Source organism: Pontibacter harenae, from assembly GCF_020907245.1.
In the GTDB taxonomy this organism is placed as follows: Bacteria; Bacteroidota; Bacteroidia; order Cytophagales; family Hymenobacteraceae; genus Pontibacter; species Pontibacter harenae.
Window position 1 is genome coordinate 1 of sequence record NZ_JAJJWH010000054.1, and the last position, 26,567, is coordinate 26,567.

Genomic DNA, 26,567 nt, shown 5'->3' on the forward strand with positions numbered 1-26,567 from the left:
CATACACCATTCACAAGTACTTGTAATTCGCAACTTGAGTTATTTATTTGATGCCGGGTTTAATATGTAGTCTACAATACGCGTGAGCACAAGAGTGACCATCAAACCTAGAGCGTGAAGATTAACGGGAAAGTACCAAAACCCACACCCCCTCCAGTTGGCAGGAAAGGGCGTTTTTGCCATATCCGATGCTATGTTAAGCAGGGTCAAACTCTAAGAGGGTGCAAACAGCATCCGCTTTCCAGTACAATCTGTACTACGATTCCAGGAATAGAGGGTATTTCGAGCCAAATACTGTCAGGTGCCGCCAAGGCTTGCCTGCCTTGCCTTGGTGACTTATGGGTGTAGTCATAAGTGCTTGGTTTTCTTATTTACTACCCTCTGGTGCAAAAGCATATACTCTTTATCTAATAAAGGTGTTCACTACAGATTATCTAACGGGCTCACGATCTTACCCAAAGCATGAGACGTGATGTGGATTTAGATTTGTTCTCTGCTCAAGTAAGCAGGTGGCAAAAGAATGACGCGGCGTGTGGGGGCAAGTGCTTTCACACCTGCCTTAAAGGGGAAGTAGCCACTGTTGTGATGTAAGCACTTGTGAACCCATTCAAACTTAAGTTGATAGGCATCGTTATCCTTTTGTAGTATTTAGCAAATTACCGCAAGCACCTTAAGTTACTTAAAATGGAAACAGCAGTACCAGGATTGCTACTTTACCATGATTTTATCAGTAAATCAATGGAAGATGAATTGATAAATGAGATTGATAGCCAAATATGGGTTGTTGATTACAATAGAAGGTTGCAATATTATGGTTACAGGAATGAACTAGAGGCTCCTTATAATCTAGTTGAATTTCCAGTTCCTATGCCTCCACTAATCTACCAGTTATCACAACAAGCGGTGGAACAGAACATAGTATCTATCCAACCAGATCAAGTTATTTTAAATGAATACTTTCCAGGAGAGGGGCTCAGACCTCACAAGGACAGGAACTACTTCGAAAATCAGATCTGCGGTGTTAATCTTGGCAGTGGCTGCATCATGAAATTTATCAAAATAAAGGGAGGAGACGTGGTAGATGTGGAGGTTCCCACGCGTTCCGCATATGTTATGCAAGATGAGGCTAGGTATAAGTGGAATCATTCTATACCTTCTAGAAAAAAAGATATTGTTGATGGCATTGTAAAACATAGAGAAAGAAGGCTATCTATCACTTATCGCAAGGTGATAATGAAGAAAGTAAAACCTATGAACCCTGATGGTAAAGTGGCGAACATGCTACGCGATCAATTCAAATAAATTCTGATACTTTGTAGGTCCAATGTCTTGTACAGGCTGTTTTAGGCATCAGCCGAGACCAAAGCATTTGTATGCATTGTTGGACAAAGTAAATTTATCAGTCCACTTTAGTTGAAGCAAGTTTCTCCTTGACCGACGGGCTTTCAATCAATTTTTCTACTCTCATAGTAATCCTGCTGTACCTCTAATCCGCAGTAGTAACTCCCAGTAGCGATCTTAAAAACAAATGGACCGCCACAAGGTATAGCATCAAATACATTGGTCGATTTCTCTCTTGCTTCCACTTTCTGTCTAGTCCTAATATAGGTTTACAGTTACTGTCTCGTAAAAGGCCGTTTTAACGCTACAGGTCTTGTTGCTGGATTTGCCTTTGCCTGTGAACTGGCGTTGCTCTGAGCTGGAGGCAAAACAAATCAAATCATTTCAATCACAGCACCCCATCAGAATAAAACCAAAAAAACCAAACCCGCTGTACATCTGCGCGAGTTATCCAGTATCCTGCAATCCCTTAAAACCTCCATGGCTGTAGCACAACTATTTTCTAGTACTGCCTTTTCCCAAATTGCTGTATCACAAATGAAATGGGATTATGTATATTTGATTACTCCTTTTCGAATATTTTCTTCCGGTGGTTCACTCCCCAATCCTTCAAGGCATAGATGATAGGAGACAGGGTATCAGCATAGGGTTCCGGCTTATACAGGATCTTAACCGGGTAATCTTCTACCACTACGCGCTTAATTAAGCGGTGCTGCTCCAGGTCCTTCAGTTCCTTTGCCAGCACCTTGGGCGTGATTCCCGGAACACTCTCCTGTATATCAGTGAACCGCTCATTTCCAGTAGTGACAGAGATAATGATAGGCAATTTCCATTTGCCATTGATCACGTCAAGTGCATCCCGCACTGGCTTCACAGTGCTCAGGCACTCATTGCATGCTTTTTTTGCTGCCATTGCTCTCTTTATGATACTATTTCACTTTCCTTTAGGAAAGTACTATACAAAGGAAAGCATGTTTTCGTAATTTTGCAATATACTTGTTCAGGGCCTACTGAAAAATTTGAACAGCGGTGGCCAACACTCACCCATGGAGAAGTTTTCTGTTTGGGTAGAAACAAGCATTGATAGTAGTTGAAATGGAAAATAGAAAAAAGTTAAAGCTGGCGGCCAACATTGATGGTCTGGGATGGAACCATGTGGGCTGGCAGCATCCCGATATGCCGACTGATGCCAGCGAGAGTATTGATTTTTATATCCAACAGGCAAAGCTCGCCGAAGCAGCCAAGTTTGACACGCTCTTTTTGGTTGACGTGAGCCATGTTGGCCCAGGAAACATCCCGCATTACCTGAGCATGTTTGAGGGTGTTTCCATCATGTCTGCCCTCAGCACGCACACCCACAATATCGGGCTATCGGTTACCGTGTCCACTTCCTATGCCGACCCCTACAGCGTAGCCCGGCAAATCTTGTCGTTGGACAAGATAAGCAGGGGCCGCGCGTCTTTGAACGCTATCACTTCAAACCCAGGAGGCATGGTCAATTTCAGTCGAGGTCATCTGGGCAAATCAGACCAATACCCCATGAATAAAGAATTCATGGAAATCGTGTTGGGATTGTGGGACACCTATGAAGACGATGCCTTTATACGGGACAAGGAAAGCGGCGTGTTTTTAAATCCCCGAAAAATGCATAGGGTGAATTACCGGGGGAAATATTTCCAGGTGGACGGGCCTTTAAATCTTAGCCGCTCGGTTCAGGGGCGACCAGTGTTATACACAGCAGGTACCTCGCAAACATTTATGGACCATGCCACCAGCTACACAGACGGTGTGTTTACCCATGGCAGTACACTGGGGGAAACAGTGGCAATCGCTAACGAATTAAGACGCCAATTAGTCCAAAAAGGCAGAAGGCCGGAAGACTTCATTGTGTCAGTCGCACAAAATCCAATCGTTGGCAGGACAGATCAGGAAGCCCAGGAAAAATACCTGGAACTGTTGCGGTTAACTCCCGAAAACAGCCTCGCTCGTCCACTGTTTTTGGGATCAGCCGAGAAAGTTGCCGATCAGGTGCAGCAGTGGTATGATAAGGGGGCAATAGATATGTTGATACTCAGGCAGGACCATCCACATGGCTTGCGGGATTTTACCCAATTGGTGGTGCCTATACTGCAGGAACGCGGCATATTCCGTACTGAGTATGAAGCTGATACACTGAGAGGCAATCTAGAGTTGGCCAAGCCTGCTTTCAGAAAGATCTGATCGGCAGGCTACACCAGGGGCTAAGTGGTGAGCACTCGGAAGATTAAACGTGACGAATTGACTAATGGGTACTAATCAGACGTACCTGATTAACAGAAACGAATAAGAATTGAATACCATGAAACCTAACATAGCATATTCCATATTAGAACTTGCCATTGTATCGCAGGGAGAAACCATACAACAGACCCTGCACAATTCCTTGGCATTGGCAAAAGAAGCGGAAGCACATCAATACAAACGTATATGGTTTGCCGAACATCATAACTCAGACAATATCGGCAGTAGCGCTACATCGTTGCTCATTGGTTACGTGGCCGAAAACACCACCGCCATCCGGGTAGGCTCAGGCGGTGTGATGCTTCCCAATCATTCGCCTTTGATTGTGGCCGAGCAGTTTGGCACACTCGCTCATCTATACCCAAACCGCATTGATTTAGGGCTCGGAAGGGCACCCGGCACCGATCAGCAAACTGCTCGTGCTATCCGGTCAGATTTTATGGAGGCTGCACATTCCTTTCCCCAGGAAATAGAGAAAATCCAGCAGTATTTCTCTATAGAGAATAAAGGTGCAAAAGTAAGGGCTCCCATTGCAGAGGGTACAGCTGTTCCGCTGTATGTATTAGGCTCGACTACCGATAGTTCACATATAGCGGCTCAAAAGGGATTGCCTTACGCTTTTGCCAGTCATTTTGCATCAACGCATCTGCACAACGCCTTACGAATCTATGAGCAGGAATTTCAACCTTCCGAGTTTTTAGACAAACCCTATACCATTGCCGGGGCGAATGTTTTAGTGGCTGATACCGATGGAGAAGCGGAAAAACTGTTCACTTCATTGATCAGAATGTTTGTGGGTGTACTAACCGGATCCAGAGACCCCTTACAGCCACCAACCGAACTGACCGAAGAGCTGAAAGACATATTGCAACACCCGACTTTACATCAAATGCTCAGGTATTCATTTGTAGGTAGTAAGCAAACGGTAAAAACGCAAATTCAGGAATTTCTGGAAGAAACGGGAGTGGATGAGTTGATGACTGTGTCCACCATGTACGATATAAATGACCGCCTGAAATCTACCAGACTACTTGCAGAAATAATGAAGGAGATAAATGAAAATAAGTAAAAGTAACATTCATTGACACTTTAGAAGCAAGCAGGCTGTTGTAATATAGAGTCAAAGCTTTATTTATAGCAATTCTCTTAAGCTCCTACCCTACCCCCAGAACATCATTCAATGATGTCGGATCCATGTGGAAGGTTAGTCATCCTTCGATCTAATCGAAAGCCTCTCAGTTAACGCTGAGGGGCTTTTTTCTTGCACTTCGGACACTACTCGGACACTAAAGCCGCTCCACATAATCTTATACCTTCATAATTTTAGTGGTCAACGCTTTGTGAGACTGGTCAATTTTTCTTCTAACAATTACGAATAGTATGCAGGAAGCCATTATAATAATCCCAACTACATCAAATTTGGCAAGTACTTTTTTATCTTCCTCCTGCCATATGATATATTCGTCCTTCCAACCAGGGATCCAATTAGTGTTCCTGCCCCTAAAGCTAAACAAGCCAGAATTAAGCTTGTATATCCTTCAATAAAATGAAATATACCTAAGGTTGCCATACCAGTACAAGCAAGGGTAAACATCCTGAATCTGGTAAGTGCCAACTTATCCAGGTGTTTCTTTCTTTGTAATTTCATTTAAAAAGCAGATAATTAATGCAACATCATTAATTATATCGATTAACCAATGTTATTTAACCGTGGCATCCTGCTCCTTAAAGAGCAATAGACTTTTTAAAGCTGCCTTCATATCAATCAAAAATTTAATGCCTAAAGGATTTCTTTCTTTTTGTTTATTATAGCTGGATAAGCTTTTTTTATTAGTCGCTCTTCATCAGAGAAGTAATATTTGTATTTGGCCGTAGTGATATTGAATTTAAAATCTGCGTACTTTCCGATTACATCCAATCCCGTTTTGAAGGGCACAGGTGATTCGAGCACGGAAATATGGTAGTTATGACTCATCTCCAGATTTTGTACCCCACCCACAGCCAGCTTGTAACGATCTATCTCCAGTAAGGCAGGCAGTATATTCACTCTGTTTTGCGTGAACTCTATTTCCGCTTCATTGTATTATTACAACAAATTCGTATCAATATTAAAAAATAATTGAATTTTTCCTTTAATACTGGAATCAATACCACCGTCTTTGTGTCTGTATTTTAACTTTTAGCCAAAGTTAATTTTTATAGTTTTAGATTAGATTGAAATGAAAGGGCAGTCTGTGGCTACCCTTTTCTTTTTAGTAGACGCTCCCCTACTCTGCAACCAACACCATGCTTTTTAAGTATAGTGTATTTTACATATAAAATAACTTATATATAAATTGTTTTGGCCAGTCCTCCCCCTGGCTTTGCAACCAAACTTAGACAGATGATTCTGTTCGAGAATAGCATCCTAAGGCTTGACTACAGCCCGTCTTCCGACATACTGGAGGTAGGCTACCCTGACCTGCACGACTACCTGCTCGTGGAGATCAAGCATAGCATAGACATCCTGGTGGACACCGTCAAACACTACGATGTGAAGAGGGTGCTGCTGGACTCGTCCAGGACATCCATAGAGGTCAACCGTGAGGAGAGCAGAATGATCGCAGTCTACCTGGCCACTGGGATGGCTACCACCCGTGTCCAGAAAGTGGCCCGCCTGCAGTCCCCGAGCGCCTTCGTAGAGCACACTGCCGAGGCCAACATCGACTACATCACACAGACCCAGTCCCTGCCTTACCAACTACAGAACTTTACCACAAAAGAAATGGCCATAGGCTGGCTGAAAGCGTAGGACGTTAGGAGTTTAGTGTTTGGCATAATGCCCGTGTGTGTTCCGCTTCACGATCAGTAAATTTCAGGACGACACAAGTTGTTGTGTAAAAGCTTTGAGGTGATGCTGTCCGACAGCAGCGCAAGTCTGGTAGCAGTTCAAATGCCATCCTATGCTGGAGGAAAAGCTTCCATGTCACCTGCGAGGTAACAGAGAGCGGAACCCAATTATTTAACAGATTACCGCAGAATTATCATCCAGCCAACTGCCCTATAATAAAAGAACAGACTTAAATGCATGTATGAGTCCCTGCAAATGGCGAACTTTGCCCTTCTTTTGAAGAACCTATGCTGAAAACACTTATTTACACTTTCCTTCTGAGCATTTCTCCCTTTGGAGAGGCACGCGCAGGCATACCCTACGCTGTCGTGAATGATATACCTCTTACCTGGGCATTCGCAGTGGGCCTTGCTGCCAATCTATTAATATTCCCTATCCTTATGTGGCTGATTGATACATTTAGCAAAAGACTTTGGCCCAACCGCGTCTACAGGAGAAGCGCCGTCAGCCTGTCCAAGAGGGCCAAAAGAGGCGTGGGAGCCGAAATACAGAAATACGGCTTCTGGGGCTTGATGGTATTCGTGATGATTCCCCTTCCAGGCACAGGGGCCTACATGGGTACCATTGCCGCGTACGTACTGAAGATTGAACGAGGCAAGGCCTTTCTGGCAATCAGCATAGGGGTGCTTGTCTCCTGCACCTTGATGGCCGCAGGTTCATATTACGGCAATATGGGGCTGGAAAACCTGTAAATAAGCAAGGGCTAGCACCTGATTGCCTCCTGTTTTGCTTAGAGTTCAAGGATACAATTATATGTCTGCTCAGCGTGAGCTACAGGCTATGTGCTTCTGATCTTGCCTTCACTTCCTCATCACGAAATAGGTTGAAACGAAGGTGCAAAAAAATAACAACCGTTACAAAACCCATTTACTTTATGAAACTTTTACAGCTTTCAAACAAGCACAAACTTAGTAACTATTTCTTTATCAAAAACCTAAAGCCTACCATGCGCTTTGTAGCACTTGTTGCTACTCCACTTTGTCTCGTCAATAGCTATATCGCTGCTTATGAAAGCCCAGATTTCTACACACTTTGGTTTAGCAAGTTTCTCTCCAGCTTTATGACGACCTATCCCCAAGCTGTAATTTATATGAGCTTTATTAGGTGGTTTGACAGTAGAAATAAGATATCTGCGCCACTGCAACCCTAAGTGCGTTAGAACAAGCCTATACCAAACCTTACTTTGTCCTTGAATAGGTGGCCCTGTAGAATGGTAATATCATGGAATGTAATATTATAGTTACATCTCCTTTTTATCTACCAGAACAACAAGTATAAACGTTGGCTATAAACTAGGTTGCTTTTCGGTTAAAGACAAGTTGCTACAGCCACTCAAATACCTGCTGAAGGATAGTTTACTTGATTCTTGGGCTCCTTAGCAGAGCACCTAGTTTGTGCGTTACAGGGAAGGGGCAAAGAGGTGGACAGTAAGCAACTTTATGTTGAAACAGAGGCTTAAATCTTGGATTAAGACTTACACGCACAATCGGAAACCCAACTAACCTTACTATGTGCTGCGCTACCCCTGACTGACCAGCAGCGCAAGGTAAGCTAGGTAAAGAGCCAGCAGAACTGCCCCTTCCCACCTTGCCAGCTGCCTTCCCTTGCCCGTGAAGACAAAGGTAAATAGCAGCAGGCCTGCGGCGATGTTAACAGCAATGTCCACAAATGAGCTTGCATTGACCTGCAAGGGAGTGACCACAGCGGAGAGCCCCAGGATCAGGAATATGTTGAAGATGTTAGAGCCAACCACGTTGCCAATGGCAATGTCCACGTTCCGTTTCCTTACCGCAACCACAGATGTCGCCAGCTCAGGCAGGGAGGTTCCTATTGACACCACAGTCAATCCAATGACCCTCTCCGATAACCCGAACGCTTGTGCGATACCCACGGCGCTTGTCACAATCAGCCTGCCGCCCAGTACCAGCCCTGCCAGCCCCAGTCCGATGAACAGCACAGCCTGCAGGTAGGTATAGTCTTTTGTCTCTGTGCCTTCGTCAGTTGGACTGCTTTGGGCTACCTTCAGGTTATACACAAGAAAAATGGAGAAAAACAGTAGCAGCAGCAGACCCTCTGCTCTAGAGATATAGCCCTCGGTTGAGTTGTCCAAATACACATCGCCTGCTATAATAAGCACGGCCACAGCGGCAAGCAGGCTCAGCGGGATCTCCAGCCAGGTGGTGTTCGTCTTTACCGTCAGCGGGTATAGCAGGGAGGATATTCCCAAGATGGCCAGCACGTTGAAAATATTGCTCCCCAAGACATTGCCCAGCACCATCTCAGTGTTGTTCTCGACGGCGGCGAAGAGGTTCACCACCAGCTCAGGGGCCGATGTGCCGAAAGCCACGATTGTTAGCCCTATGACTATGTTGGGAATGCCGAGCCTTGAGGCCAGGCTGGAGGAGGCGTCAACGAGTTTGTCTGCCCCGAATATCAGGCAGACAAACCCAGCCAAAAGGATTACAATGTCAAACATGTCTTATGTTGTTTTAACTCCGCAGGCGTACGATGAAAAGCGAATCCTCAGAACACTTGCGAAGTTACGCACAACCTGTTGATAATTTGCATAAGCGAATTACTAACACAGGTGGAGGGTTGTTTACATGTGCTGCAGGAAGCAGAAGAAGGGTTGCGCTTTTACCAGGGCAGTTCTTGAAATAAATTCGGGTTCTATGTGTCAAGAAGTCAGCAGAGGCCATAGTAGTCACTTGTAAAAAAGCCCTAAGCGCGACGGAGGCCTCACAGGGTAATGAAGGACCAAACGCTATCTGTCAGAAATCTGATGGGGAGGCTCAAACAAAGGGCATGCTAGGCTTATAATAATTCTACTGATGAAGATGTAACATTGTCCACTTCAAAAGGTTAATTGGCCCAAGCTTTACCTTCCTCAGTAAATCTCCATTTGAAATAATTATCTAATACCTTCAACGCACTCTCACTTGGAACTGGACCGACATGAGGACTAGTTTTTAAATACATTACTTGGGGATTGGCAAAGCTAAACGCTGGCCACTCCGGAACACCTTCCCCATTAGGATCTCCATGTTTAGCAAAGTTTGTCCAGTAGGTACTCATTGTTTCTGAAAGTTTAATATCTGATGGAGTGACATCAGGGTTCTGCTCGTTCAGGGTCTCAAATACATATACAATATTTTGACCATGAGGCGAACCATGATCATCTGTTGGAGAGTTTTCTTGGGAATTGGGGTATTGATCAAAATAATAAAAGTAAACCTTAGCATCTCCAGTTCGTGACTGGAGATTTGCCCAAGTCCAGGTATGCCAACCAAAGGCTGCATCGCGAGTCAGATCACGTGCGGTTTTGGGTATGCTGTTTTCAGAAACGGGATAAACAGACAGCAAGGTGTCAGCAAATTTACCATATCGCTTTTGAGCATTAGCCTTGAATTCTTCAGGGCTCCTTTCTCGGGTAAAGCTTAGTCCTTCATCCGAATTATAACCAATCAGCACAGGTACATCGTTATAATTTCCTTTTTCATACAGCGTATACTGATCATCAGAAAGGACATACCCATCAATGATCGGCCATGCACCACCCATGCCCATACCCATGGGCAAACTATCGGCATCTAACGCTCGCAATTCGGCCAAAGAAACAGCACCCGCTGATTGTGCATAGGACACCCCTGCAGCTTCTGCTTGCTGGAGAGTTTTCATATTCTCACCAGGATAAGTGGTGGCACGCGTAGGACCAAACGAGCCACCGCTTTGAGAAATGGCACCATGAAACAAGCCTTTAGCCAGAGGTGACGCACAGAGAATGCTCACCGATATACCACCAGCCGACTCACCAAATATAGTCACTTTGTCGGGGTCACCACCAAAGGCCTCAATATTATTCTGCACCCATTTCAGGCCTGCAATCTGGTCCAGTAAACCGTAATTCCCAGATACATTATTGGGGCTTTCAGCACTTAAATCGGGGTGGGCCATAAAACCCAATTGACCTACCCTATAGGCAATACTCACGACGACGACACCTTTTTGGGCCAGGTTGATACCAGGCGTTATGGGGTCAGCTGTTGTTCCAAAACTAAATCCGCCTCCATAAATCCAAACCATCACAGGCAGTTTTTCTGTCTGTGATTTGGCTGGAGTCCAGACATTCAGGTAAAGGCAATCCTCACTTTTACCAGCTGGAGGATCTCTGGGCTGGTAGGAAGAAGATGTAAATTCGGTTACTTGCTTTCTGCCATCCCATTTTTCTGCAGGCTGGGGGGCTTTCCAACGCAACTCTCCAACAGGCGGTGCTGCAAATGGAATTCCTTTAAAGACAGCTAGGCCATTTTCGATCTTACCTTGTAGCACCCTCTACTCTGACCTGAGACGGGTCTTTTTCAGAACAGGAGATATTGGCAAATATAAGCATGACAAGTAAAGCACCTAAAATTCGAATCTTCATTTTTTCAACTTAACTACTTACTGAAATTCTTTGATTTCACTGTCCAGCCTGGATAATCAGTCAGGTCTTTTTCAGTAAAAACATGGGAGTTATCTTTAGCTTTAAATTGCCAGTCAAGCCAATCAATCGTCATTCTAGCGAAAGATCCTCCATGCTTTTCTGCAAAAGTCCCTCCATGTCCAGCCGTCAGGTGGTTGGCAAATACCACAGGTACATGATTGATACGGTCGTAATCCATGAGTGCGTTATTGTAAGCAACATCCGATTCCCCACCTTCTATATAGATGACCTTACCATGCAGTAATTGTAAGGATTCTTTGTTGGCTCCAGCCATGGTCATATCACCCATGCCAGAGTTAAACATCATATAGGTTTTAATTCGCTTGTCATCCGCGATCCTCATGACTTGCGCCCCTCCGCAGGACTGCCCACCTACAGCAATCTTATCCAAGTCAACATTCATATAGTAGTCGCTCCCTTTAATTTTCGATTGTTCAGCAATTCAGTTTAAACCTTTGAGAAGCTCCGTGTCTGTTGTATGTTCAAGGACACGTTCCTCCACGGTCATTTGTAGTTTACTGATGGCAACAATAATGTACCCATGGGAGGCAACTTCCGAAAGTAAGCGTTCATGATGGATAGAGGAATTCATACATCCGCCATTTGCCCATATTATAATGGGTAGCTTTCCTTCCTTTTTAACGGCCTTATTTACGTTTTCGGGTCGGTACACAACAAAAACAGGAAGAGATTTCTCCGTTACAGCAATGGATTTGTAATCTCCGTTACTTCCATTGTCGATAACTTGGTCTTTGTTACTTGTGCGTAGCTTACATGAAGTGTAAACCACACTAACTGAATTATTATAAAAAATTTCCTCATATGATTTATATTAAACATATTTTTCTGTTTGCCTTTGAACAGCACATTACGTGCTCGTGCATAATATAGGAATGCGTAACCTAAACTATGAAGCTTATGCGCTGCCAGTATGGACAAGTACTATCTCCTATTAAATATACTTAAATTAATCAGAGGGAGAAACGCCTTCATCAGTGTTTGGTAAAGCTGGTAAGAAAGCTGCAAGGGTTTGGGATGAACTATGCCCTAAAAAAAGCAAGACTGCAAATAACAGAACTGACGAACATTTTTGAACAGGTGGGTGCGAAGAGATAGCACCCCGTGATGCATAAGAGGCAAGGAGTTGAGGGTAAGCACATTTTTGCAAAACCCTTAGCCGACAAACGATACTGTGTAGATGCAGCAGAATTAGGAGGAAAGGAGTAAAAGTTTTTGCCCGAATTCAATAATGAGGTTAAAACGAAGGAAAATTAATAATTACAAATATGCCTTTTACAGCCTTTTGCAGGGGATGTGGGTAAATAGGTGTAGCATAGCCACAGAACTTATAACAATACTGCTTTGCCCGTCTGTGTGCATTTTAAACCGAGAATAGCCTGTTGCTCTTTTTCGTTCGACAAAAAGCACATCATTTCTTTATTACCGTAATAAGTAGGAATATGTTTGGAGTAAACGATATACCTAAATTCTTTTTAGCCTTTTTCCTGGTGCTACCTGTCATCTCTTTTGTGCACGAGGCAGGGCACGTGTTTTTCGCCTGGCTGATGGGGGGAAGGAACATCAAAGTAACTGTTGGCTCTGGAGCCGTACTGTTTAAGGTTGGCATTCTAGAGGTGAGAAAGTACTATTTTTGGTACGGCCTGTGCTCTTTTAACAACCTGAAGCGCAACCACCGCTTTGCCAATATCCTTATCTTTTCAGGAGGTGCACTGTTCAACGCCATTTCGACGGTGGTAGTGATTTACCTTATTGAAAACAATATACTAAAGCCAAACCTTTTTACCTATCAGTTCACTTACTTTTCACTCTACTATATATTTTTTGCGTTGCTGCCGATGCCCTATCCTGGAGGTAGCTACAGCGACGGAAAAATTATAATGGACCTGATCAGGAACAAAAAGCATATAGGGGATAGAACATATCGGGTACAGTGGAACGATGAAAAGAGGCAATGGTGTGTGCTGGATCATAATCAAGAACTGGTACAAGCTTTTGAAGATGAGGCGCAGGCACTTGCCAAAGCGCATGAAGTGGCTCAAAGCAACCGCCCCAGCCGACTGCTCAACAGCAAAAGTGGACAGGAGTATGAAGTCCAGAACTATCCTAGGGTACCGTTGTAGTTATACTTCTTACTGCACTGAAACGATAAACTATAACTTTACAAGTGACCGAGAGCAGCAATCAAAGCACAGCAGCGAATCAAGATACGCCGCTGTGGTTCGATTTACTTAATCACTGCCTCTGAGTACACCAACCACAGCGGTAATCTATGTCTATGTTATAGATCTCTGTCGGTACACTGACCAAGCTCATGGACGGGAGCGGATTATTGCCTTTCAAACCCATCACCAACAAATTATACTTTTCTTTGCGCGGTTGCAGGCAAATACGCTCTGCGGTGCTTTTGCCTGCGGCTTGAACTAATGTATAAGGCATGCTATTTCCTGGTGTCTGTACTGCTGAATACCGTAAGGCACCTGGTTCATCCCTACCTGTATCTGCGATCTTTCTGAGAAGTCGTACTGAAACCATCCCTGTTTCAGGAAAGCGCCGCCAAAGGCCTGAGAAGAATGACGAAATTCTGCGTTCAGTTTAAGTGTTGCTCCATCATGTATTAAAAAGCTGGTGTTTTATGGGACGGTATGTTTACAGACCAGGTGCAACTATGGCAGGGCGAGGTAAACCGAAGATGGACTGCACCTATAGGTTAGAGCGCGCTGATTCAAAAGAGAAAAGAGCTTCTTCCGCGGAAAGCATCTGACACAGTGGCAAGATTCACCTGTGCTGTCTAGAGCCAAGCCTCTCCTTCTCTTTCTGTTCATTCTGTGATGACAGCACCGCTCTAAAACATCAGAGCTTGAGTTGCAGCGTTACATAGTAGTTACGCGCATCAGATGGGATGATGCCTGGACCAGGATAACCAGTGGCACGGCGCGTGAAGTAACGGTTATCGCTTAGGTTATTAATACCAGTTTCTAAGGTGAAGCACTTATAAGTATAACTGCCGGAGAGGTCCATAACCCAGTAGGCAGGTATCACGCCCACGACAGCTGTGGGTTCTAACCCAGAGTTCGGGGCATCGGTGTATTGCGCTGCGGTATAAGCATACTGGTAAGCCAGCTTCAGGTTATTGCGCTTAAACGACACGCCCAGCTTGGCAATGACGGGTGGCGCCAACTCTACTTCTTTGCCGTTGATGTCTGTTAGCGGGCTACTGTATTTCGTGTTTACGAGCGTCACGTTAGAGAAGGCGGACAGGCTCGTTTTGTGGTCTTTGCCATAGTACAGCTTCAGCAGGTCTGCCTCCACAAATGTCTCCAGCCCCACATTGCGGGAGTCACCCACATTAGTGCGGATACGGTTGGTGGAACCTTCAATGTTCTTAAAGTTAATGCGGTCTTTATACGCTAAGTAAAAGATACTGGCGTCGTAGTTCAACACACCGCTTACGTTCCCCCTGAAACCTAAATCAGCACTATAGCCTGATTCGTCCTTCAGGTTCTGATCCACGAACTGGTTCGGGTTAATAACGCGCATGTCGTTGAAGTTGATGGCGCGGTAGTTCTGGGAGAAGTTAGCATACACCTCCATCTGCTCAGTAGGTTTATAGCTCAGGCCTACACCCAACAACAGCACATTGCGGGAGTTGCTGCGGTCTTCGGCTATCACCTCGTCTTTGATGATGTTACCTGCCTGATCGGCCATTACGTCCCGATAGCTGCCATCAGCATTGGTGTTGATCCACTCGTATCGCATCCCTGGTGTCAGGCTTAGCTTCGGAGTGATGTTGAAGATGTTTTCGGCAAACACAGCCAGGTTGCGGCTCAGGTAGTCGTAGCCCGAGGCATTAGGCGCACCCGTTTCTGAGTAAAACCAGAAATCAGGATCAGAACCAGTAGAACCATCGCCCTGCTTCTGATCAGTTAAGCCACGGTAATAGCGGGCGCCTACCAACAGCGTAGAAAAAGAACTGCCCAAGTCATAACGGTGGATGAGACGTGTTTCGTTGCCGAAGTTGTTGAACTGGTCTTTTAGAAGCAGGCGCTCCTCCATCGGGTCAGGTCGGTTGATCTTTTCCAGGTAACCAAGTGCATCACGCTGAGCCAGGAGGCCGAAGTTGCGGATGTTGAGCTTCGTGCGATCGTTCAGGCGGTAATCCAGCGTCAGGGCCATCAGGTTCCAGTTTACGTAAAACCAGTTGCGGTCCCGCTTCGACTGCTGCGGATCCTGATTGAACTCTGCATCCGTTAAGCCGCCCGGCTGCTGGGCCAGGTAATCCATGTACGTGTAGTCAAACCCTACCTCGAGTTTGTCATTTGGTTTATAATGGACGGAACCGAAAGCTGTGCGGGCGTCAAACTCCGCATTTTCGCGCCAGCCATCACCGCTTTTGTACTGATAGAAACCATAGTAGTGGAATTTGCCTTTGCTACCCCCAACGCTGTTGAAGGTATTCAGAAAGCCCCAGGAACCAAGCGTCTGGCGGCTTGTCAGCTCGAAAGGTCTCTCTTCCGGCCCCTCCTTCATCACAAAGTTGACCATACCTCCAAACTGTGTGCCATACTGGAGGGATGCCGCGCCACGTACTATCTCGATTCTATTCACGGCCTCGGTAGGCGGGGTATAATAGCTCTCGGGATAACCCAGGGCATCGGCAGATATATCGTAGCCGTTCTGGCGGGTATTGAAGTTGGATGTACGGTTAGGACTAAGGCCACGCCCCCCAATGCCTAATTGTAAACCGGCACCATCGCTCTCCCAAATGTTGAGCCCAGCTACTTTCGCAAAAATCTGCCGTGTGTTGTTTGTGGCTTTGCTCGCAGTAATGTCGTTGAGCACCACCACTTCACTTTTCTTACCCTCGTAAATGGCGGCACCCTCCACAGAATTAAGCCGGGTGATACCGAAGGTTTTCTCGCGCACTCCTTTTACATTCACCTCGCTCAGCTTCCCCTCCAGCGGTTTGAGCGAGAAAGGGAGCTCCACGTTGCTGTTGCCGATGGTTACCTGCTCTGTAGCCGATCCCCAGCCTACACTGTAGGCGGTTAAAGTATAGGTGCCTGGAGCCAGACCAGGAATGGTGTAATTCCCTTTCGCATCGGCTTTATATAAAGAGCCAATATTGGTCAGCAGGACCTCAGCCTGTGGCACCGGTTGCTGTGCAGATGCACTGGTTATTTTACCAGTGATGGAAAAGGTTTGTGCCAGTGTAGCCATGCAGCTGCAAAGCACCAGAGCGACAGTTAGCGTAACGCGCATTTTATTTTATTTCTGCCCTACCGCCTCAAGCGGTGGAGTTGCTTCTTCTAAAGGTAAAATCCAGTGCTTCGGCAGGAAGCTTTCTTTTTCGGCCGCTAAATTAACTTTGGGGTCAATCAGGAGCTGGCTGCCACGGCCATTCATACTTACATATACCTCGGCACGCACCTGCGCACCGGGTACATCACGGGCTGCAAAATCCTGCTGCAGCATGTGGGCGTACTGCAGGAGCATGTCAGGCTGCGTCGCCATTTGCTTTTCCTGGTTGATGGTCAGGTAATCCGAATTGTTGATCTCCACTTCATGGCCAGTTTTAGGATCACGCACGTAAAAAAAGGCAGTCCCGGTTTTCTCCATCAGCATCACACGCCATGAAAAACGATAGCCCTGCTCAGTCCAGAAAAGCTGACCAGGGTACAGCACAAAACGCCACGGTATTAGCACCTGCAGCACAGTATACACTACCAGCAGGTTTAAGAGCAGCGGCTGTGCCACTACCCTTGCTGCAACAGGTGCGGCAGGCACACGCACGCGTACCAAACTGCGGCACCAGCCTAATAAGCGCTCATGAAAGTTTGCGGAGAAGAAAATCAGGGTGCTCACCATCATGATGTAGGGAAACATGCCGATCTGAAACAGCACTGCCGTCAGCACGTGGAATACTACTACGGTGGCATAAGCCAAAAGCCTGCTCCTGCGCCAACTCAGGAAAAACGGGATAGTCAGGTCATAGAAGGCACCAAACCAACAAAACAGGTAAGTCACCCACACTTCGTCGAGCAGCGGACCGATGAGCGGCAGGTGCGTATGGGCAGGTAGCCAGTAACGGAGCGGCATTGCCTCCAGCAGCCAATCGGGGTTTAGCTTTGCAACTCCCGCATAAAAGTAAACCAGCCCCAGCTGCAACTGAAAGACAAGCACTGCCCAGCGCGGCACCTGGCTCACCCAGCTATGCGGCTTGCGAAGCACATCCAGCGAAAAGTGCTGATGCGCCGGCACTAAAACCAGCAGCAATGCTACTACACTCACAAAGTAATAGTGGTTGAGGTAATTGCTTTTGTCGATGAGTTCGACGTACGTAAAGCTCAGAAAGAACAGTAGCGCGGACAGGCGGTAGCATAAACCCACCATCATGCCCAGCGCTGCCAGTGCCATTAGTACAAACAAGGCATACATGCCTGCCTCACCTAAAGGCTGCACCCACTCAAAACCATAGTAGGGAAAGTATACCTTCGGTTGCACATACAGCGCTGTAACCCAGCCCTTGCCCATGAAGCGCAGGATGCTGGCCAGCATCATTCCGCCAAAAACAAAGCGGAACACCGCCAGGGGCGCAGCGGAAACAGGTGCAGTAAGATACGGCTTTAACTTCTGAAGCATGTACTGTTTTGCTTTTAAGCTTTTGTCTTCATGTTAAAAAGGCGGTTTTACTAGTCAACCAATCTTTTAATGTCATTTCCAGTATGCCTGGGATGGGAGTCCAAAAGGGCTGCGAAGCAGTGGGAAATATAATCTACCGCGGCCAGATTTTTCACTGAGGTCGAAATGAGAACAGGTTAATGTATTAATCTCCGTCGTTATCGGTGTAGGAAATGGTAACACCCAGTGCGGCTGGCATATCGGTTTTGGTGAGCACGATAAGTTTTTGCAGCTCGTCGTAAACCTTCGTCACGGCCTGCGACTGGGTCGTCACAGCCTCTGACAGCGGCCCCTGCACAGCATTGGCAGCGGCCAGCGCTACATCAAACTGCGCTTCGATGGCATCGGAAAGTAACCCTCCGTTATACCTTGCATCCACATGGTCAAGGTAATCATCCAGCCCCGGACCGTTGATGCCATTTGCCGCAAATCCCATAAATGTAGCTTTCTCAGCACGAATGGCCTGTTTTAGCAGCTCAAGGGAAGTTTGGCTGTAGTAGGCTTCCACTTTCTCTGGCAACGCACTGCCTGCGGTGAACCTGCCGCTCGGTATACCTACCTTGGCACGTTTGGTCACATCAATGTCATAATTCAGTTGGTTTACGAGGTTACCCACCGCGCTACCAACTGCCGTACCCGGGGAGTTCTTGAAAGTAGTAGAATAGTCACCACTCGTCCAACCAGTGTACACTGCGTTGGCACGCTGGTTAATCAGTGTGCTTAACTCCTGCAAATATTTCTTCCGGTTAGCAACATTCGCTCCAGAAGTAAACTGCTCTACTACTGCCGCTCCACCCCCTGCTCCATAAAGCAGGTAGTCCAGGGCTGGAAAGCCCTTAGCATCAAGGTTAGCTGACCTATGCAAATCATAAGTACCTGCGGCGATGTTATTTTCTATCTTTGCTGTAGAGGTAGGGTAAATATTGAGGTTTGTACGCAGCAACTGCTCGTCGGCAGGGCCAAACTCATACAAACTTGCGTTCTGCAGCGCTTTGTATGCATCTTGGTAAGCTGTTTGGGTAGCGGCCAGTGTAGTGACTGTTGGTGTAGCTACAAATGCATCCACAGCAGTGGCCAAAGCCTCTGTTTTATTTTTGAAGTCCGTATAAGCTGGCACAATCAGGTTATCCGCGTAGTTGACCACCATGGCCTGGCGGTCGTAATCTATTTTCGGACCATTGCTCTCATTGTCTGAGCTGCAACTGTTCAAAGCGGCAAGGCATACCAGCCCCACGGCAGCATAATTTCTGAACATCTTCATGCTGTATACTTTTTGAGTGCGAAAGGCAGCAGCTGAGGGTTGGCGTTCCCGCAGCCGCTGCTCTATTAAAAAACAATAAAAAAAGAAGAGTACTATAGCTGCCCCTTGATACGATCCATCTCATAAGCAGTGCTGAGGATATTGATGGCGTTGTTAATATCCTCAGCAGTGGTATCGTACAGGTTAGTACCGATGGCCTCTATTAGTTCCTGGTACTTCGCTGCAGATAGCCTGCCTCCAGTTTTGTACTGCAGGCCCATTGCAAAACCAATGGCCTCAGACAGGTAGTGGCTCTTTTTAGCTTGGTCAGCGATGTTGGTCCTGGCTGCATTCAGCTCGTGAATCGTAACCGCTGCAACAAGGCGCTCCCACTCGGCCCGAATCGTTGCGGCTGCTTCGTCTTTGCCCTTCATATCTTTTGCAGAGATGGCGGCGCGCCCTTTGATGAAGGCATTCATCAGAGCTTCATTGCTACCAATGGCAGCATCAACCTTGTTGCTGTAGTTTGCCCAATACTTCAAACCTGTCGTGTTAGTCGGAAAGTCGATCGGGGCACCAAAATAGCCGAACGCCTCATCCCAATGGTGCTCCATTTTAGTGCCTTCGCCAATTGTTACGGTAGTATTGTCTACTGCAGGACCAATTTTCTCATCCGACAGATATCCTTCTACCGCTTGGAAGTAAAATACGGCTCCCATCAAGCCCTTCTGAATTACCTGCGCATACTCAACCCCGTTCTCGCCTACCAAGTAGCTTTTGCCTTCTGCAGTAGTTAGCAAGCCAGCTCGTCCCTCTTCAGCGGGTAGACCTAAAACATGGTTAGGAGCACTACTGGCCGCAGCCACAGCATCGAACAAAGCTTCGAAATCATCCTGTGCTGTAGCAATTGTCTTATTCTTAAGCTGCTTGTCTGTTGCAGCATTAAGGCTGGCGTCAGCGAAAGGGCTGTTAGCATTAGCATACATGTTCTTCATTATCTGCGCATCCAACTGCTCTCCGTTGTTACCCGTTTTGATATAAGTATCTAACTCATCCAGCATACTGATGCGGGTTGTCTGGCCAACATAGCTTACATTTTCAAAATTGTAAGTTCCTGGAACATTATAAGAAGGATCACTCTCTTTATTATCGGAGCAGGAAGAGAAGGCCACACAAGCTGCAAATGCAAGTGTAAAGTTTCGGAGTCTTGAAGTGTAAAACATCTGGGTCATTAGGCACAATTTTTATTTAGACTAATTATAAACAACTGCAGCAAAAATAAGCCCCGTTATTTTAAGAGGCAAGGCTTATTTATAAAAATTTTCATAATAGGGAACTAAAATAAAAGACGTTACAACAGTGACTTAAAGCAGCAACAAGGGCTATGTAGGAGAAGCTGTGCTTAAATATTTAAGCTACTGGATCATATGCACAACTTCAGCTTCTTTACATATATCTTAGAGATTAGCTTCGAAAATTCATATTTTATGGAAAACTAGCACAAGCGGCAACCGTAGAAAAGCTTACCTACTGAACATAACCTTAGCTATACAGCCTTAAAGTCTGCCGCTTTTCTATCTCTTTACAATCTATTAGTGTATAAAAGCATGAGTTTTTCACAAACAAAAGAGGCTGCTCGACACGAGCAGCCTCTTTTGTTTGGAGTCAATCAGCCAGATGATGTTTAGAGCAATAAAAGAGCAAGGCAGTGTAAGTCTTCAGTCATGTCACAAGTTCTTCTAATCGAAGCGCAGGTGCTTCACTGACTCACCTGAGTTAATAAGCTCCAGTAGTGAGTCAATGCCGATGCTCAGGTGTTTCTCCACGTAACTGGTGGTTACCAGCTTATCGCTTTCAGAGGTTTTCACCCCTTCTGGTATCATGGGGTTGTCCGATACTAGCAGCAAAGCACCATGCGGTATTTTATTAATGAAACCTACGGTAAAGATGGTGGCGGTTTCCATGTCAATTCCGATGGCACGTATCTGGCGCAGGTACTCTTTAAACTCATCGTCGTGCTCCCAGACGCGACGGTTGGTGGTATACACCGTACCGGTCCAGTAGTCCATCTCGTGCTTCTTTATCATGGAGGATACGGCTCGCTGCAAACGGAACGATGGCAATGCAGGGATCTCCTCTGGCAGGTAATCGTTGGAGGTCCCCTCGCCCCGGATGGCGGCGATTGGCAGTATCAGATCACCTAGCTGCGCCTTCTTCTTCAGCCCCCCGCATTTGCCCAGGAACAGAGCGGCTTTTGGCCTAACGGCTGACAGCAGGTCCATTACAGTTGCTGCCATGGCGCTACCCATTCCAAAGTTGACGATGGTGATATTGTTAGCCGTGGCTGTTTGCATTGGTTTGTCCAGTCCTCTTACCTCCACGTCAAACCTGTCGGCAAACATCTTGACATAGTTTATGAAATTGGTGAGCAGGATGTAATCTCCAAACTCATCCAGCGGCACGCCCGTGTAACGCGGGAGCCAGTTTTGCACGATTTCTTCTTTCGTCTTCATTCACAATTATTTTGATGTTTGATATTTTACACCCTGCAGCGCAATTTGTTCTGCCAGAATTGGAAGAACATGTGAGGGAGCTTCCTTCTTGGTCGTCATTATACCAGAAACAGTATTTCCTCTCCAAGAGACTCTTCTACCTTCAGGAAGCATGAACGCTGCTCATTACCTGTTTAATCAGGTAATGCACATAAGTTTTACGTGGCGGCGCTTTCGCTGTCTTTTGCAGGGAAGGGGGCTTGAACAGAACTGCCTAAAGCATCTACACTTCTCTTCATATTCTCCAGGAACAGGTGAATGTGGTAACCGTCAGCCAGGGCATGGTGTACCCGCACACTCACGGGAAGCATAGCCTGCTGGCCTTTCCACTCCAGCCTGCCAAAGGCCAGCTTCGGGATGGAATCGCATGGGTCGTCTGTGTGCGCATGCTCCATACCCTTGAAGTCAAACCACGGCAGCGTAGTGGCATGTATCAAATCAGGGCCGCTGTACCCGCAGAACAATTTGTTGCTCTTTTTTACCTCCGCTATAATCTCAGATGAACTCTGGCAAAAGGTATGCAGGTCAGGGTGGTGCGGCAGGTGCACGAACGATACAGTTTTATTGTCCTTCAGCACTGTAGTGGAAATGTCCACTGCCTCATACTTTACCACCTCGTCACCCTCCAGCCTTAGCAGAAAGTTCTCGGTGGCGCGAGCACCCTCTGCGGCTGCATGCAGATAGACAAGGGACACCGGCAGACACTCCCACTTAGCGTGGTGGTACAGTTTGGTAATGTCTATCTGCGTGTGCACATTGAAGAACGGCTGGGTGAAAGATCTGAAGAAGTGAAAGTGCTCCTCGCGCTCCCACCCCTTTGTTTTGAAAGGCGCTTTACTGTATACTGTTTTCATATGCATGTATCTTTTGCTGCAGCAGTTGCAGGTTAATGTCTGCAATGATAGTCTGCTGAATTTTAATAATTTTCTCCTCTTCCAGCTCTACCAGCAGCCTGTTCAGGTTCCGGACAGAAGTGCCTAGGGCATCTGCAACCAAAGACTTTGAAATCTGGAGCTCGTTTAGCCTGGAGAACTCGCGAAGCACAATCAGCAAAGAGTAGAATAGCTTGTTAGTACCCTGAATGGCCGCTTTTTCGGAGGTGTTCAGCAGCCTTGAGATCATGGCTCGGTGTATTAGAAGGTTGAGGTCTGGCTCCTGCGCGAGCATTTTCAGGAACTGCTCTGGCGCAATCTCCCAGAATGTGCAGTCAGTAACAGTCTCCACGGTGCCAAAGTATGGCATGCTCATAATGGCTTCCACATCTCCAAGCACCTCACCCCTATCGAAAACACCCAGCGTGAATGCCTGCCCCAGAGAAGTGGTGCGCACCACTTTAACTAGGCCAGAGGAAAGAATAAAAACGCTGCGTGGCGCAGCGGCTTGTTGCAACAGCTTCTGGTGTGGCCCGTACTGCACAAAGCTTATGCCGTATTTCTCCAGCAGATGCTGATGGGTGTCTACGAAGCGCATCACCTCTGCCCTGTATTCGGTTAACATGTGCCTTTGCATAACACAAAGATAGGGCATCCCATACCTGTTATAAAAGGACAATTGTCCGAGAGGTGTATTATTTAGACACTGGAAGGAAAAATGCTTAAAGCCTTCTCGCCTGTTCGAATCAAATCATGTCCCTTCAAACCATTGAAAGCAACGCTCTATTCCAACCTATGTTGCAAGTTTCGCCTATAACGACAGTTAGGTCAACACTCTTTGGGACGGGTCACTCACTTTGCGGCTGATTCACTTGTGTTAGAAAATCTTGGGATTATGAAATAAATCTTTTGCACCGCGTCTTGTCCAAATACCAAAACACACTAAGCCTAGCAGAAAAAAATGTTTGGAATGGTTTTCCTCCAACCCAGAGCAACGCCAGTTCGCAGACAAAGGCAAAATTGAGCAACAAGATCTTTAGCGTTAAAATTGAGACAGGATATTTTAGGACAAGACAACAACAGGCAATCGTACCCGTTAGCCTTAAATTATGTAATAGTAAGAAGCAAATCATAATGATGCTCCTTAAACATTTAAGTAAGTAATCTGTTATGCTTCGGCTTGTTGGGTCGTTAACAAAAGTTGCAACATGCAGCCCGATTACGCCCTGCCCCATAGAGCTGACTTTAAAACCTGAACCCGATGCAGTACCCTCTGTCTGTCAAAGCAGATCAAAAGCTAACTATATCAGTTGGGATACTTTTGCTTTTTCATTTCTGCGGATTAATTGGTTTCCATAGCGTTTACCGAGACTGGTTTCTGAGCAATACCCCTCTTAACTTAGTTTTGGCAACCTCGCTACTGCTTTTGAACCACAAAGAGCTCACCTTAAAGATGGTGCTGGCATTTGCAGCTGTGTTTGTGTCAGGCTTTGCAGTGGAAGTAGCGGGCGTTAAGACTGGTGCTGTTTTTGGCTCCTATCATTACGGAGATGCTTTTGGACCCAAGCTTTTTGGAGTCCCCTTCGTGATCGGTATGAACTGGGCTGCCCTCTGCTTTGCATCTGCTACCTTAGTTAACAAATATTTAAAGTCCTATTGGCTAAAAGCTATGGTTGCTGCTGCCGTACCTGTTAGCATCGATTTCCTGATCGAGCGGGTATGCGAGGCCTTTGACTTCTGGTACTGGGAAAATAGCCAGGTGCCCCTACAAAACTTTATTGCCTGGTATGTTTGCAGTTTTCTGTTTGTGCTGCTGCTAATACCCGTACTTCGCGATTCCAAAAATCCTTTTGCACCTTATTTTTTGCTGGTTCAGTTCATTTTTTTCCTCATCCTGAACATTACTCATTCATAGATGACGCAAAACATACAGCAGTATGATTACATTATAGCCGGATCTGGAGCAGCTGGGCTGAGCCTGCTTTGCTATCTGCTGGAGGAGCCAGTACTTCAACAAAAAAGGATCCTGTTGCTCGATCGGGAAAAGAAACAGGTAAACGATAAGACCTGGTGTTTTTGGCAGGTAGAGAAGGGACCGTTTGAAAGTTGCCTGAAGCACCAGTGGCAGCATCTGCACTTTTATTCTGAAGGCTTTTCATCTTTGCTCGATATTAGTCCTTACCGTTACAAAATGCTGGAGAGTGCTTCCTTTTATAGTTTCTGCCTGAATAAAGCAAGCACAGCTGAAAATGTAACGGTGGTGAATGATGAAATTTTAAAAATTGATCCTGATGGAAAAGTATATGGCAGGCAAGCTGTTTACCAGGGAGAGTATGTATTTAACAGTGCTAAATTTAAGATACCTAAACAGCAATATTACCACTACCTGGTGCAGCATTTTAAAGGGTATTTCATCAAAACAAGCGAAGATGCTTTTAATCCAGAAACTCCTACACTGATGGATTTTCGGGTAGAGCAGCATGATGATTGCCGTTTTGTGTATGTGCTTCCTGTAAGCAAAAGAGAGGCCCTGGTTGAATACACAGGGTTTTCACCTGAACCCTTAACACAAGAGCAGTATGATGATGAACTAACATACTATATAAAACACTATCTCCAGCTTTCGCAGTATGATATTACACATACAGAGTACGGTGTCATTCCAATGACCAATGCCCCCTTCAAGACACATGAAAGTGCCAGGGTCATCAACATTGGCACTGCTGGCGGAGCCACAAAAGCTTCCACAGGTTATACGTTCAGTTTCATACAAAGGCAATGTGCCGCCATAGCGCGTAACTTAGCTGCCGGCAAAGTACCTGTATTTAGACAGGCTGCCTCCAAAAATAAATACAGGCTCTACGACAGTACCTTTTTACGTGTACTGTCTGAGAAGAAACATCCTGCTTGGAGTGTGTTCGAAGACATGTTTAGCAAATTGCCTGCTGCTACAATTCTGAAATTTCTGAACGAAGATTCTTCCTTGCTAGAAGATTTGCAGGTGATGCATAGCGTCGATAAAAGCACGTTCGTAAGGGCAGCGATGAAAGAAGTTTATCATACTTTTAAAGAATCACTTCCTTGAGGCTGTTTGATTTGCATAAATATAATAGCAGGTGTCGGTTTTGAGGGTAAGAAATGTTTTCAGACTTATGGTTTACCCGAGTAGTTTAACCGACACCCAATTGCAATTGATAGAAACTATTTTTGAGGCTGAACTGCTGCATCGGAAGGGATTGCGAGCAAGGGAATAAAAGCTTTTGTCATCACCATACTGGTAACACTTTCCTTGAAGAGCTTTTCAAGGAAAGAATGCTTTTGCGGAATCAGTACCAGCAAATCGTGTTGTTTATTAGCTACAAATCCCTGTACTCCTTCTGCTATATCATCTTGCTGCTGAAAAGTAACACTGTAGTTAATATTGTTTAATTGTTGATCCAGCATGTCTAGTGCAGCAAGAGCATCTTCTTTTTGTACAAGCAGCGTATTTTTTTTGTAAACATGAAGCACATGCAAGCGGCTGCTGAATACATTCACAAACTCACACAAGCTGCTGAGTATTCTGGGGGATGGTAGCTTAAGTAAATCAGCCGCAAAGACAATAGACTTGACGCCCTTATAACTAACCATTATGGGCACAGCCAGTACTGGTACCTGAGCTTTACGCATTACATGAAGCGCAGTACTTCCCAAAAAGGTTCGGTTCAATGCCCTATTTCCACACATGCCCATCACAACCAAGTCAGCCTTATGTACATCAGCCGCTTTTATTACCTCATCTTCTGCTACTCCATACTTGCACACGCACTTTATATTTACCTCTGCTTTTTTTAGAACTGCATCGTCAATAGCAACTCTATGAAAACCACTTTTTGTAAGTGATAAATCCTGCTCCTCAGCTACACCAGTTGTTATTGTAGTGCAGTATTCAACAGAGAAGTTTTTGACCAGTGATAGCCTTACCTCATTTGCGTAAGCTTCGAGCTTTTCTGCTTTTTCCATTTCAAGAGCATTTATGACGGTCGTATAGTCTTTCCCGTAAGGAAAAGAAACAGGCTGGTAGAAAGCGTTGAGAAGCACAATCTCTGCATTTAATAACTGAGCTATCTCAATTGCATATAATAATGCATTATGTGCATCCTTGGAAAAATCAGTAGGGACTAAAATGGTTGGTAGTTCTACAGAAGTAATGATGGCATAACAAAAAAGA

General features: G+C 45.8%; 23 protein-coding genes. 8 read left to right on the plus strand and 15 right to left on the minus strand.

Translation table 11 applies throughout. The annotated features are described in order from the left end of the window. The first annotated feature begins 684 nt into the window (after positions 1-684). Positions 685-1,302 (plus strand): alpha-ketoglutarate-dependent dioxygenase AlkB, encoded by a 618-nt coding sequence (locus tag LN893_RS18215; RefSeq protein WP_229972586.1) that lies wholly within the window; start codon positions 685-687, stop codon positions 1,300-1,302. Between the two features lie 601 nt (positions 1,303-1,903). Here LN893_RS18215 and LN893_RS18220 read toward each other — a convergent pair. Then, complete coding sequence (locus LN893_RS18220; RefSeq protein ID WP_229972589.1) at positions 1,904-2,254, minus strand: winged helix-turn-helix transcriptional regulator; 351 nt, start codon at positions 2,252-2,254, stop codon at positions 1,904-1,906. A 182-nt stretch (positions 2,255-2,436) separates the two neighbouring features. Between LN893_RS18220 and LN893_RS18225 the strand changes: the two genes are divergently transcribed. Together LN893_RS18225 and LN893_RS18230 are read left to right on the plus strand one after the other, a co-directional pair. Next, positions 2,437-3,561 (plus strand): NtaA/DmoA family FMN-dependent monooxygenase, encoded by a 1,125-nt coding sequence (locus LN893_RS18225; RefSeq protein ID WP_229972592.1) that lies wholly within the window; start codon positions 2,437-2,439, stop codon positions 3,559-3,561. A 118-nt stretch (positions 3,562-3,679) separates the two neighbouring features. Next, a complete protein-coding gene (locus LN893_RS18230) occupies positions 3,680-4,690 on the plus strand; it encodes an LLM class flavin-dependent oxidoreductase (protein WP_229972593.1) in 1,011 nt (336 codons plus the stop codon). A 711-nt stretch (positions 4,691-5,401) separates the two neighbouring features. Here LN893_RS18230 and LN893_RS18235 read toward each other — a convergent pair. After that, complete coding sequence (locus tag LN893_RS18235; protein WP_229972594.1) at positions 5,402-5,668, minus strand: hypothetical protein; 267 nt, start codon at positions 5,666-5,668, stop codon at positions 5,402-5,404. Between the two features lie 336 nt (positions 5,669-6,004). On the opposite strand from LN893_RS18235, the gene LN893_RS18240 reads away from it, so the two are divergent. Further along, positions 6,005-6,412, plus strand: a complete 408-nt coding sequence (locus LN893_RS18240) for a hypothetical protein (RefSeq protein ID WP_229972595.1) — start codon at positions 6,005-6,007, stop codon at positions 6,410-6,412. A 326-nt stretch (positions 6,413-6,738) separates the two neighbouring features. Then, a complete protein-coding gene (locus tag LN893_RS18245; protein WP_229972596.1) occupies positions 6,739-7,203 on the plus strand; it encodes a COG2426 family protein in 465 nt (154 codons plus the stop codon). 827 nt (positions 7,204-8,030) lie between these two features. On the opposite strand, the gene LN893_RS18250 is transcribed toward LN893_RS18245, so the two are convergent. The 4 genes from LN893_RS18250 to LN893_RS20850 all read right to left on the minus strand — a co-directional run bounded on the left by LN893_RS18250 (position 8,031) and on the right by LN893_RS20850 (position 11,784). After that, entirely contained in the window at positions 8,031-8,987 is a 957-nt protein-coding gene (locus LN893_RS18250) for a calcium/sodium antiporter (protein ID WP_229972597.1), read from the minus strand. Positions 8,988-9,373: 386 nt separating this feature from the next. Further along, a complete protein-coding gene (locus LN893_RS18255; RefSeq protein ID WP_229972598.1) occupies positions 9,374-10,840 on the minus strand; it encodes a carboxylesterase/lipase family protein in 1,467 nt (488 codons plus the stop codon). Positions 10,841-10,947: 107 nt separating this feature from the next. Continuing rightward, complete coding sequence (locus LN893_RS18260; protein ID WP_229972600.1) at positions 10,948-11,397, minus strand: hypothetical protein; 450 nt, start codon at positions 11,395-11,397, stop codon at positions 10,948-10,950. A gap of 39 nt (positions 11,398-11,436) precedes the next feature. Then, positions 11,437-11,784, minus strand: coding sequence for a hypothetical protein (locus tag LN893_RS20850; protein ID WP_229972602.1), 348 nt, complete (start codon positions 11,782-11,784; stop codon positions 11,437-11,439). Positions 11,785-12,454: 670 nt separating this feature from the next. On the opposite strand from LN893_RS20850, the gene LN893_RS18270 reads away from it, so the two are divergent. Further along, positions 12,455-13,135: a site-2 protease family protein gene (locus LN893_RS18270; RefSeq protein ID WP_229972604.1), complete on the plus strand. Its 681-nt coding sequence runs from the start codon at positions 12,455-12,457 to the stop codon at positions 13,133-13,135. 112 nt (positions 13,136-13,247) lie between these two features. Here LN893_RS18270 and LN893_RS18275 read toward each other — a convergent pair whose 3' ends face one another. The 8 genes from LN893_RS18275 to LN893_RS18310 all read right to left on the minus strand — a co-directional run bounded on the left by LN893_RS18275 (position 13,248) and on the right by LN893_RS18310 (position 22,982). Continuing rightward, positions 13,248-13,547 (minus strand): hypothetical protein, encoded by a 300-nt coding sequence (locus LN893_RS18275; protein WP_229972606.1) that lies wholly within the window; start codon positions 13,545-13,547, stop codon positions 13,248-13,250. Positions 13,548-13,865: 318 nt separating this feature from the next. After that, the gene (locus LN893_RS18280; protein WP_229972609.1) at positions 13,866-16,274 is read right to left on the minus strand and encodes a TonB-dependent receptor; all 2,409 of its coding nucleotides are present in this window, start codon (positions 16,272-16,274) and stop codon (positions 13,866-13,868) included. Between the two features lie 6 nt (positions 16,275-16,280). Then, positions 16,281-17,654 carry an HTTM domain-containing protein gene (locus LN893_RS18285; RefSeq protein WP_229972611.1) on the minus strand — a complete coding sequence of 458 codons (1,374 nt, stop codon included), beginning with the start codon at positions 17,652-17,654 and terminating at the stop codon, positions 16,281-16,283. A 184-nt stretch (positions 17,655-17,838) separates the two neighbouring features. Next, positions 17,839-18,954 carry an imelysin family protein gene (locus LN893_RS18290; protein ID WP_229972613.1) on the minus strand — a complete coding sequence of 372 codons (1,116 nt, stop codon included), beginning with the start codon at positions 18,952-18,954 and terminating at the stop codon, positions 17,839-17,841. A 92-nt stretch (positions 18,955-19,046) separates the two neighbouring features. Beyond that, on the minus strand, positions 19,047-20,165 hold the full coding sequence (locus LN893_RS18295) for a DUF4856 domain-containing protein (RefSeq protein ID WP_229972615.1): 1,119 nt from the start codon (positions 20,163-20,165) through the stop codon (positions 19,047-19,049). A 507-nt stretch (positions 20,166-20,672) separates the two neighbouring features. Beyond that, positions 20,673-21,446 carry an AMP nucleosidase gene (locus LN893_RS18300; RefSeq protein WP_229972617.1) on the minus strand — a complete coding sequence of 258 codons (774 nt, stop codon included), beginning with the start codon at positions 21,444-21,446 and terminating at the stop codon, positions 20,673-20,675. A gap of 197 nt (positions 21,447-21,643) precedes the next feature. Next, a complete protein-coding gene (locus tag LN893_RS18305; RefSeq protein ID WP_229972619.1) occupies positions 21,644-22,339 on the minus strand; it encodes a CatA-like O-acetyltransferase in 696 nt (231 codons plus the stop codon). Next, positions 22,320-22,982 carry a Crp/Fnr family transcriptional regulator gene (locus LN893_RS18310; protein ID WP_229972621.1) on the minus strand — a complete coding sequence of 221 codons (663 nt, stop codon included), beginning with the start codon at positions 22,980-22,982 and terminating at the stop codon, positions 22,320-22,322. Before LN893_RS18310 ends, LN893_RS18305 begins: the two co-directional genes overlap by 20 nt. A gap of 636 nt (positions 22,983-23,618) precedes the next feature. Between LN893_RS18310 and LN893_RS18315 the strand changes: the two genes are divergently transcribed. Together LN893_RS18315 and LN893_RS18320 are read left to right on the plus strand one after the other, a co-directional pair. Further along, positions 23,619-24,272 (plus strand): carotenoid biosynthesis protein, encoded by a 654-nt coding sequence (locus tag LN893_RS18315; protein ID WP_229972622.1) that lies wholly within the window; start codon positions 23,619-23,621, stop codon positions 24,270-24,272. After that, positions 24,273-25,442 carry a lycopene cyclase family protein gene (locus LN893_RS18320; RefSeq protein WP_229972623.1) on the plus strand — a complete coding sequence of 390 codons (1,170 nt, stop codon included), beginning with the start codon at positions 24,273-24,275 and terminating at the stop codon, positions 25,440-25,442. It begins immediately after the preceding gene. Between the two features lie 116 nt (positions 25,443-25,558). Here LN893_RS18320 and LN893_RS18325 read toward each other — a convergent pair. After that, positions 25,559-26,567: universal stress protein (locus LN893_RS18325; RefSeq protein ID WP_229972624.1), on the minus strand; the 1,009-nt coding region annotated here is incomplete at its 5' end.

Bases quoted from the DNA above. Each gene is read 5' to 3' on its own strand.
- LN893_RS18215 (WP_229972586.1), top strand. From the start codon at position 685: ATGGAAACAGCAGTACCAGGATTGCTACTTTACCATGATTTTATCAGT.
- LN893_RS18220 (WP_229972589.1), bottom strand. From the start codon at position 2,254: ATGGCAGCAAAAAAAGCATGCAATGAGTGCCTGAGCACTGTGAAGCCA.
- LN893_RS18225 (WP_229972592.1), top strand. From the start codon at position 2,437: ATGGAAAATAGAAAAAAGTTAAAGCTGGCGGCCAACATTGATGGTCTG.
- LN893_RS18230 (WP_229972593.1), top strand. From the start codon at position 3,680: ATGAAACCTAACATAGCATATTCCATATTAGAACTTGCCATTGTATCG.
- LN893_RS18240 (WP_229972595.1), top strand. From the start codon at position 6,005: ATGATTCTGTTCGAGAATAGCATCCTAAGGCTTGACTACAGCCCGTCT.
- LN893_RS18245 (WP_229972596.1), top strand. From the start codon at position 6,739: ATGCTGAAAACACTTATTTACACTTTCCTTCTGAGCATTTCTCCCTTT.
- LN893_RS18250 (WP_229972597.1), bottom strand. From the start codon at position 8,987: ATGTTTGACATTGTAATCCTTTTGGCTGGGTTTGTCTGCCTGATATTC.
- LN893_RS18260 (WP_229972600.1), bottom strand. From the start codon at position 11,397: ATGAATGTTGACTTGGATAAGATTGCTGTAGGTGGGCAGTCCTGCGGA.
- LN893_RS18270 (WP_229972604.1), top strand. From the start codon at position 12,455: ATGTTTGGAGTAAACGATATACCTAAATTCTTTTTAGCCTTTTTCCTG.
- LN893_RS18275 (WP_229972606.1), bottom strand. From the start codon at position 13,547: ATGGTTTCAGTACGACTTCTCAGAAAGATCGCAGATACAGGTAGGGAT.
- LN893_RS18280 (WP_229972609.1), bottom strand. From the start codon at position 16,274: ATGCGCGTTACGCTAACTGTCGCTCTGGTGCTTTGCAGCTGCATGGCT.
- LN893_RS18285 (WP_229972611.1), bottom strand. From the start codon at position 17,654: ATGCTTCAGAAGTTAAAGCCGTATCTTACTGCACCTGTTTCCGCTGCG.
- LN893_RS18290 (WP_229972613.1), bottom strand. From the start codon at position 18,954: ATGAAGATGTTCAGAAATTATGCTGCCGTGGGGCTGGTATGCCTTGCC.
- LN893_RS18295 (WP_229972615.1), bottom strand. From the start codon at position 20,165: ATGACCCAGATGTTTTACACTTCAAGACTCCGAAACTTTACACTTGCA.
- LN893_RS18300 (WP_229972617.1), bottom strand. From the start codon at position 21,446: ATGAAGACGAAAGAAGAAATCGTGCAAAACTGGCTCCCGCGTTACACG.
- LN893_RS18305 (WP_229972619.1), bottom strand. From the start codon at position 22,339: ATGAAAACAGTATACAGTAAAGCGCCTTTCAAAACAAAGGGGTGGGAG.
- LN893_RS18310 (WP_229972621.1), bottom strand. From the start codon at position 22,982: ATGTTAACCGAATACAGGGCAGAGGTGATGCGCTTCGTAGACACCCAT.
- LN893_RS18315 (WP_229972622.1), top strand. From the start codon at position 23,619: ATGCAGTACCCTCTGTCTGTCAAAGCAGATCAAAAGCTAACTATATCA.
- LN893_RS18320 (WP_229972623.1), top strand. From the start codon at position 24,273: ATGACGCAAAACATACAGCAGTATGATTACATTATAGCCGGATCTGGA.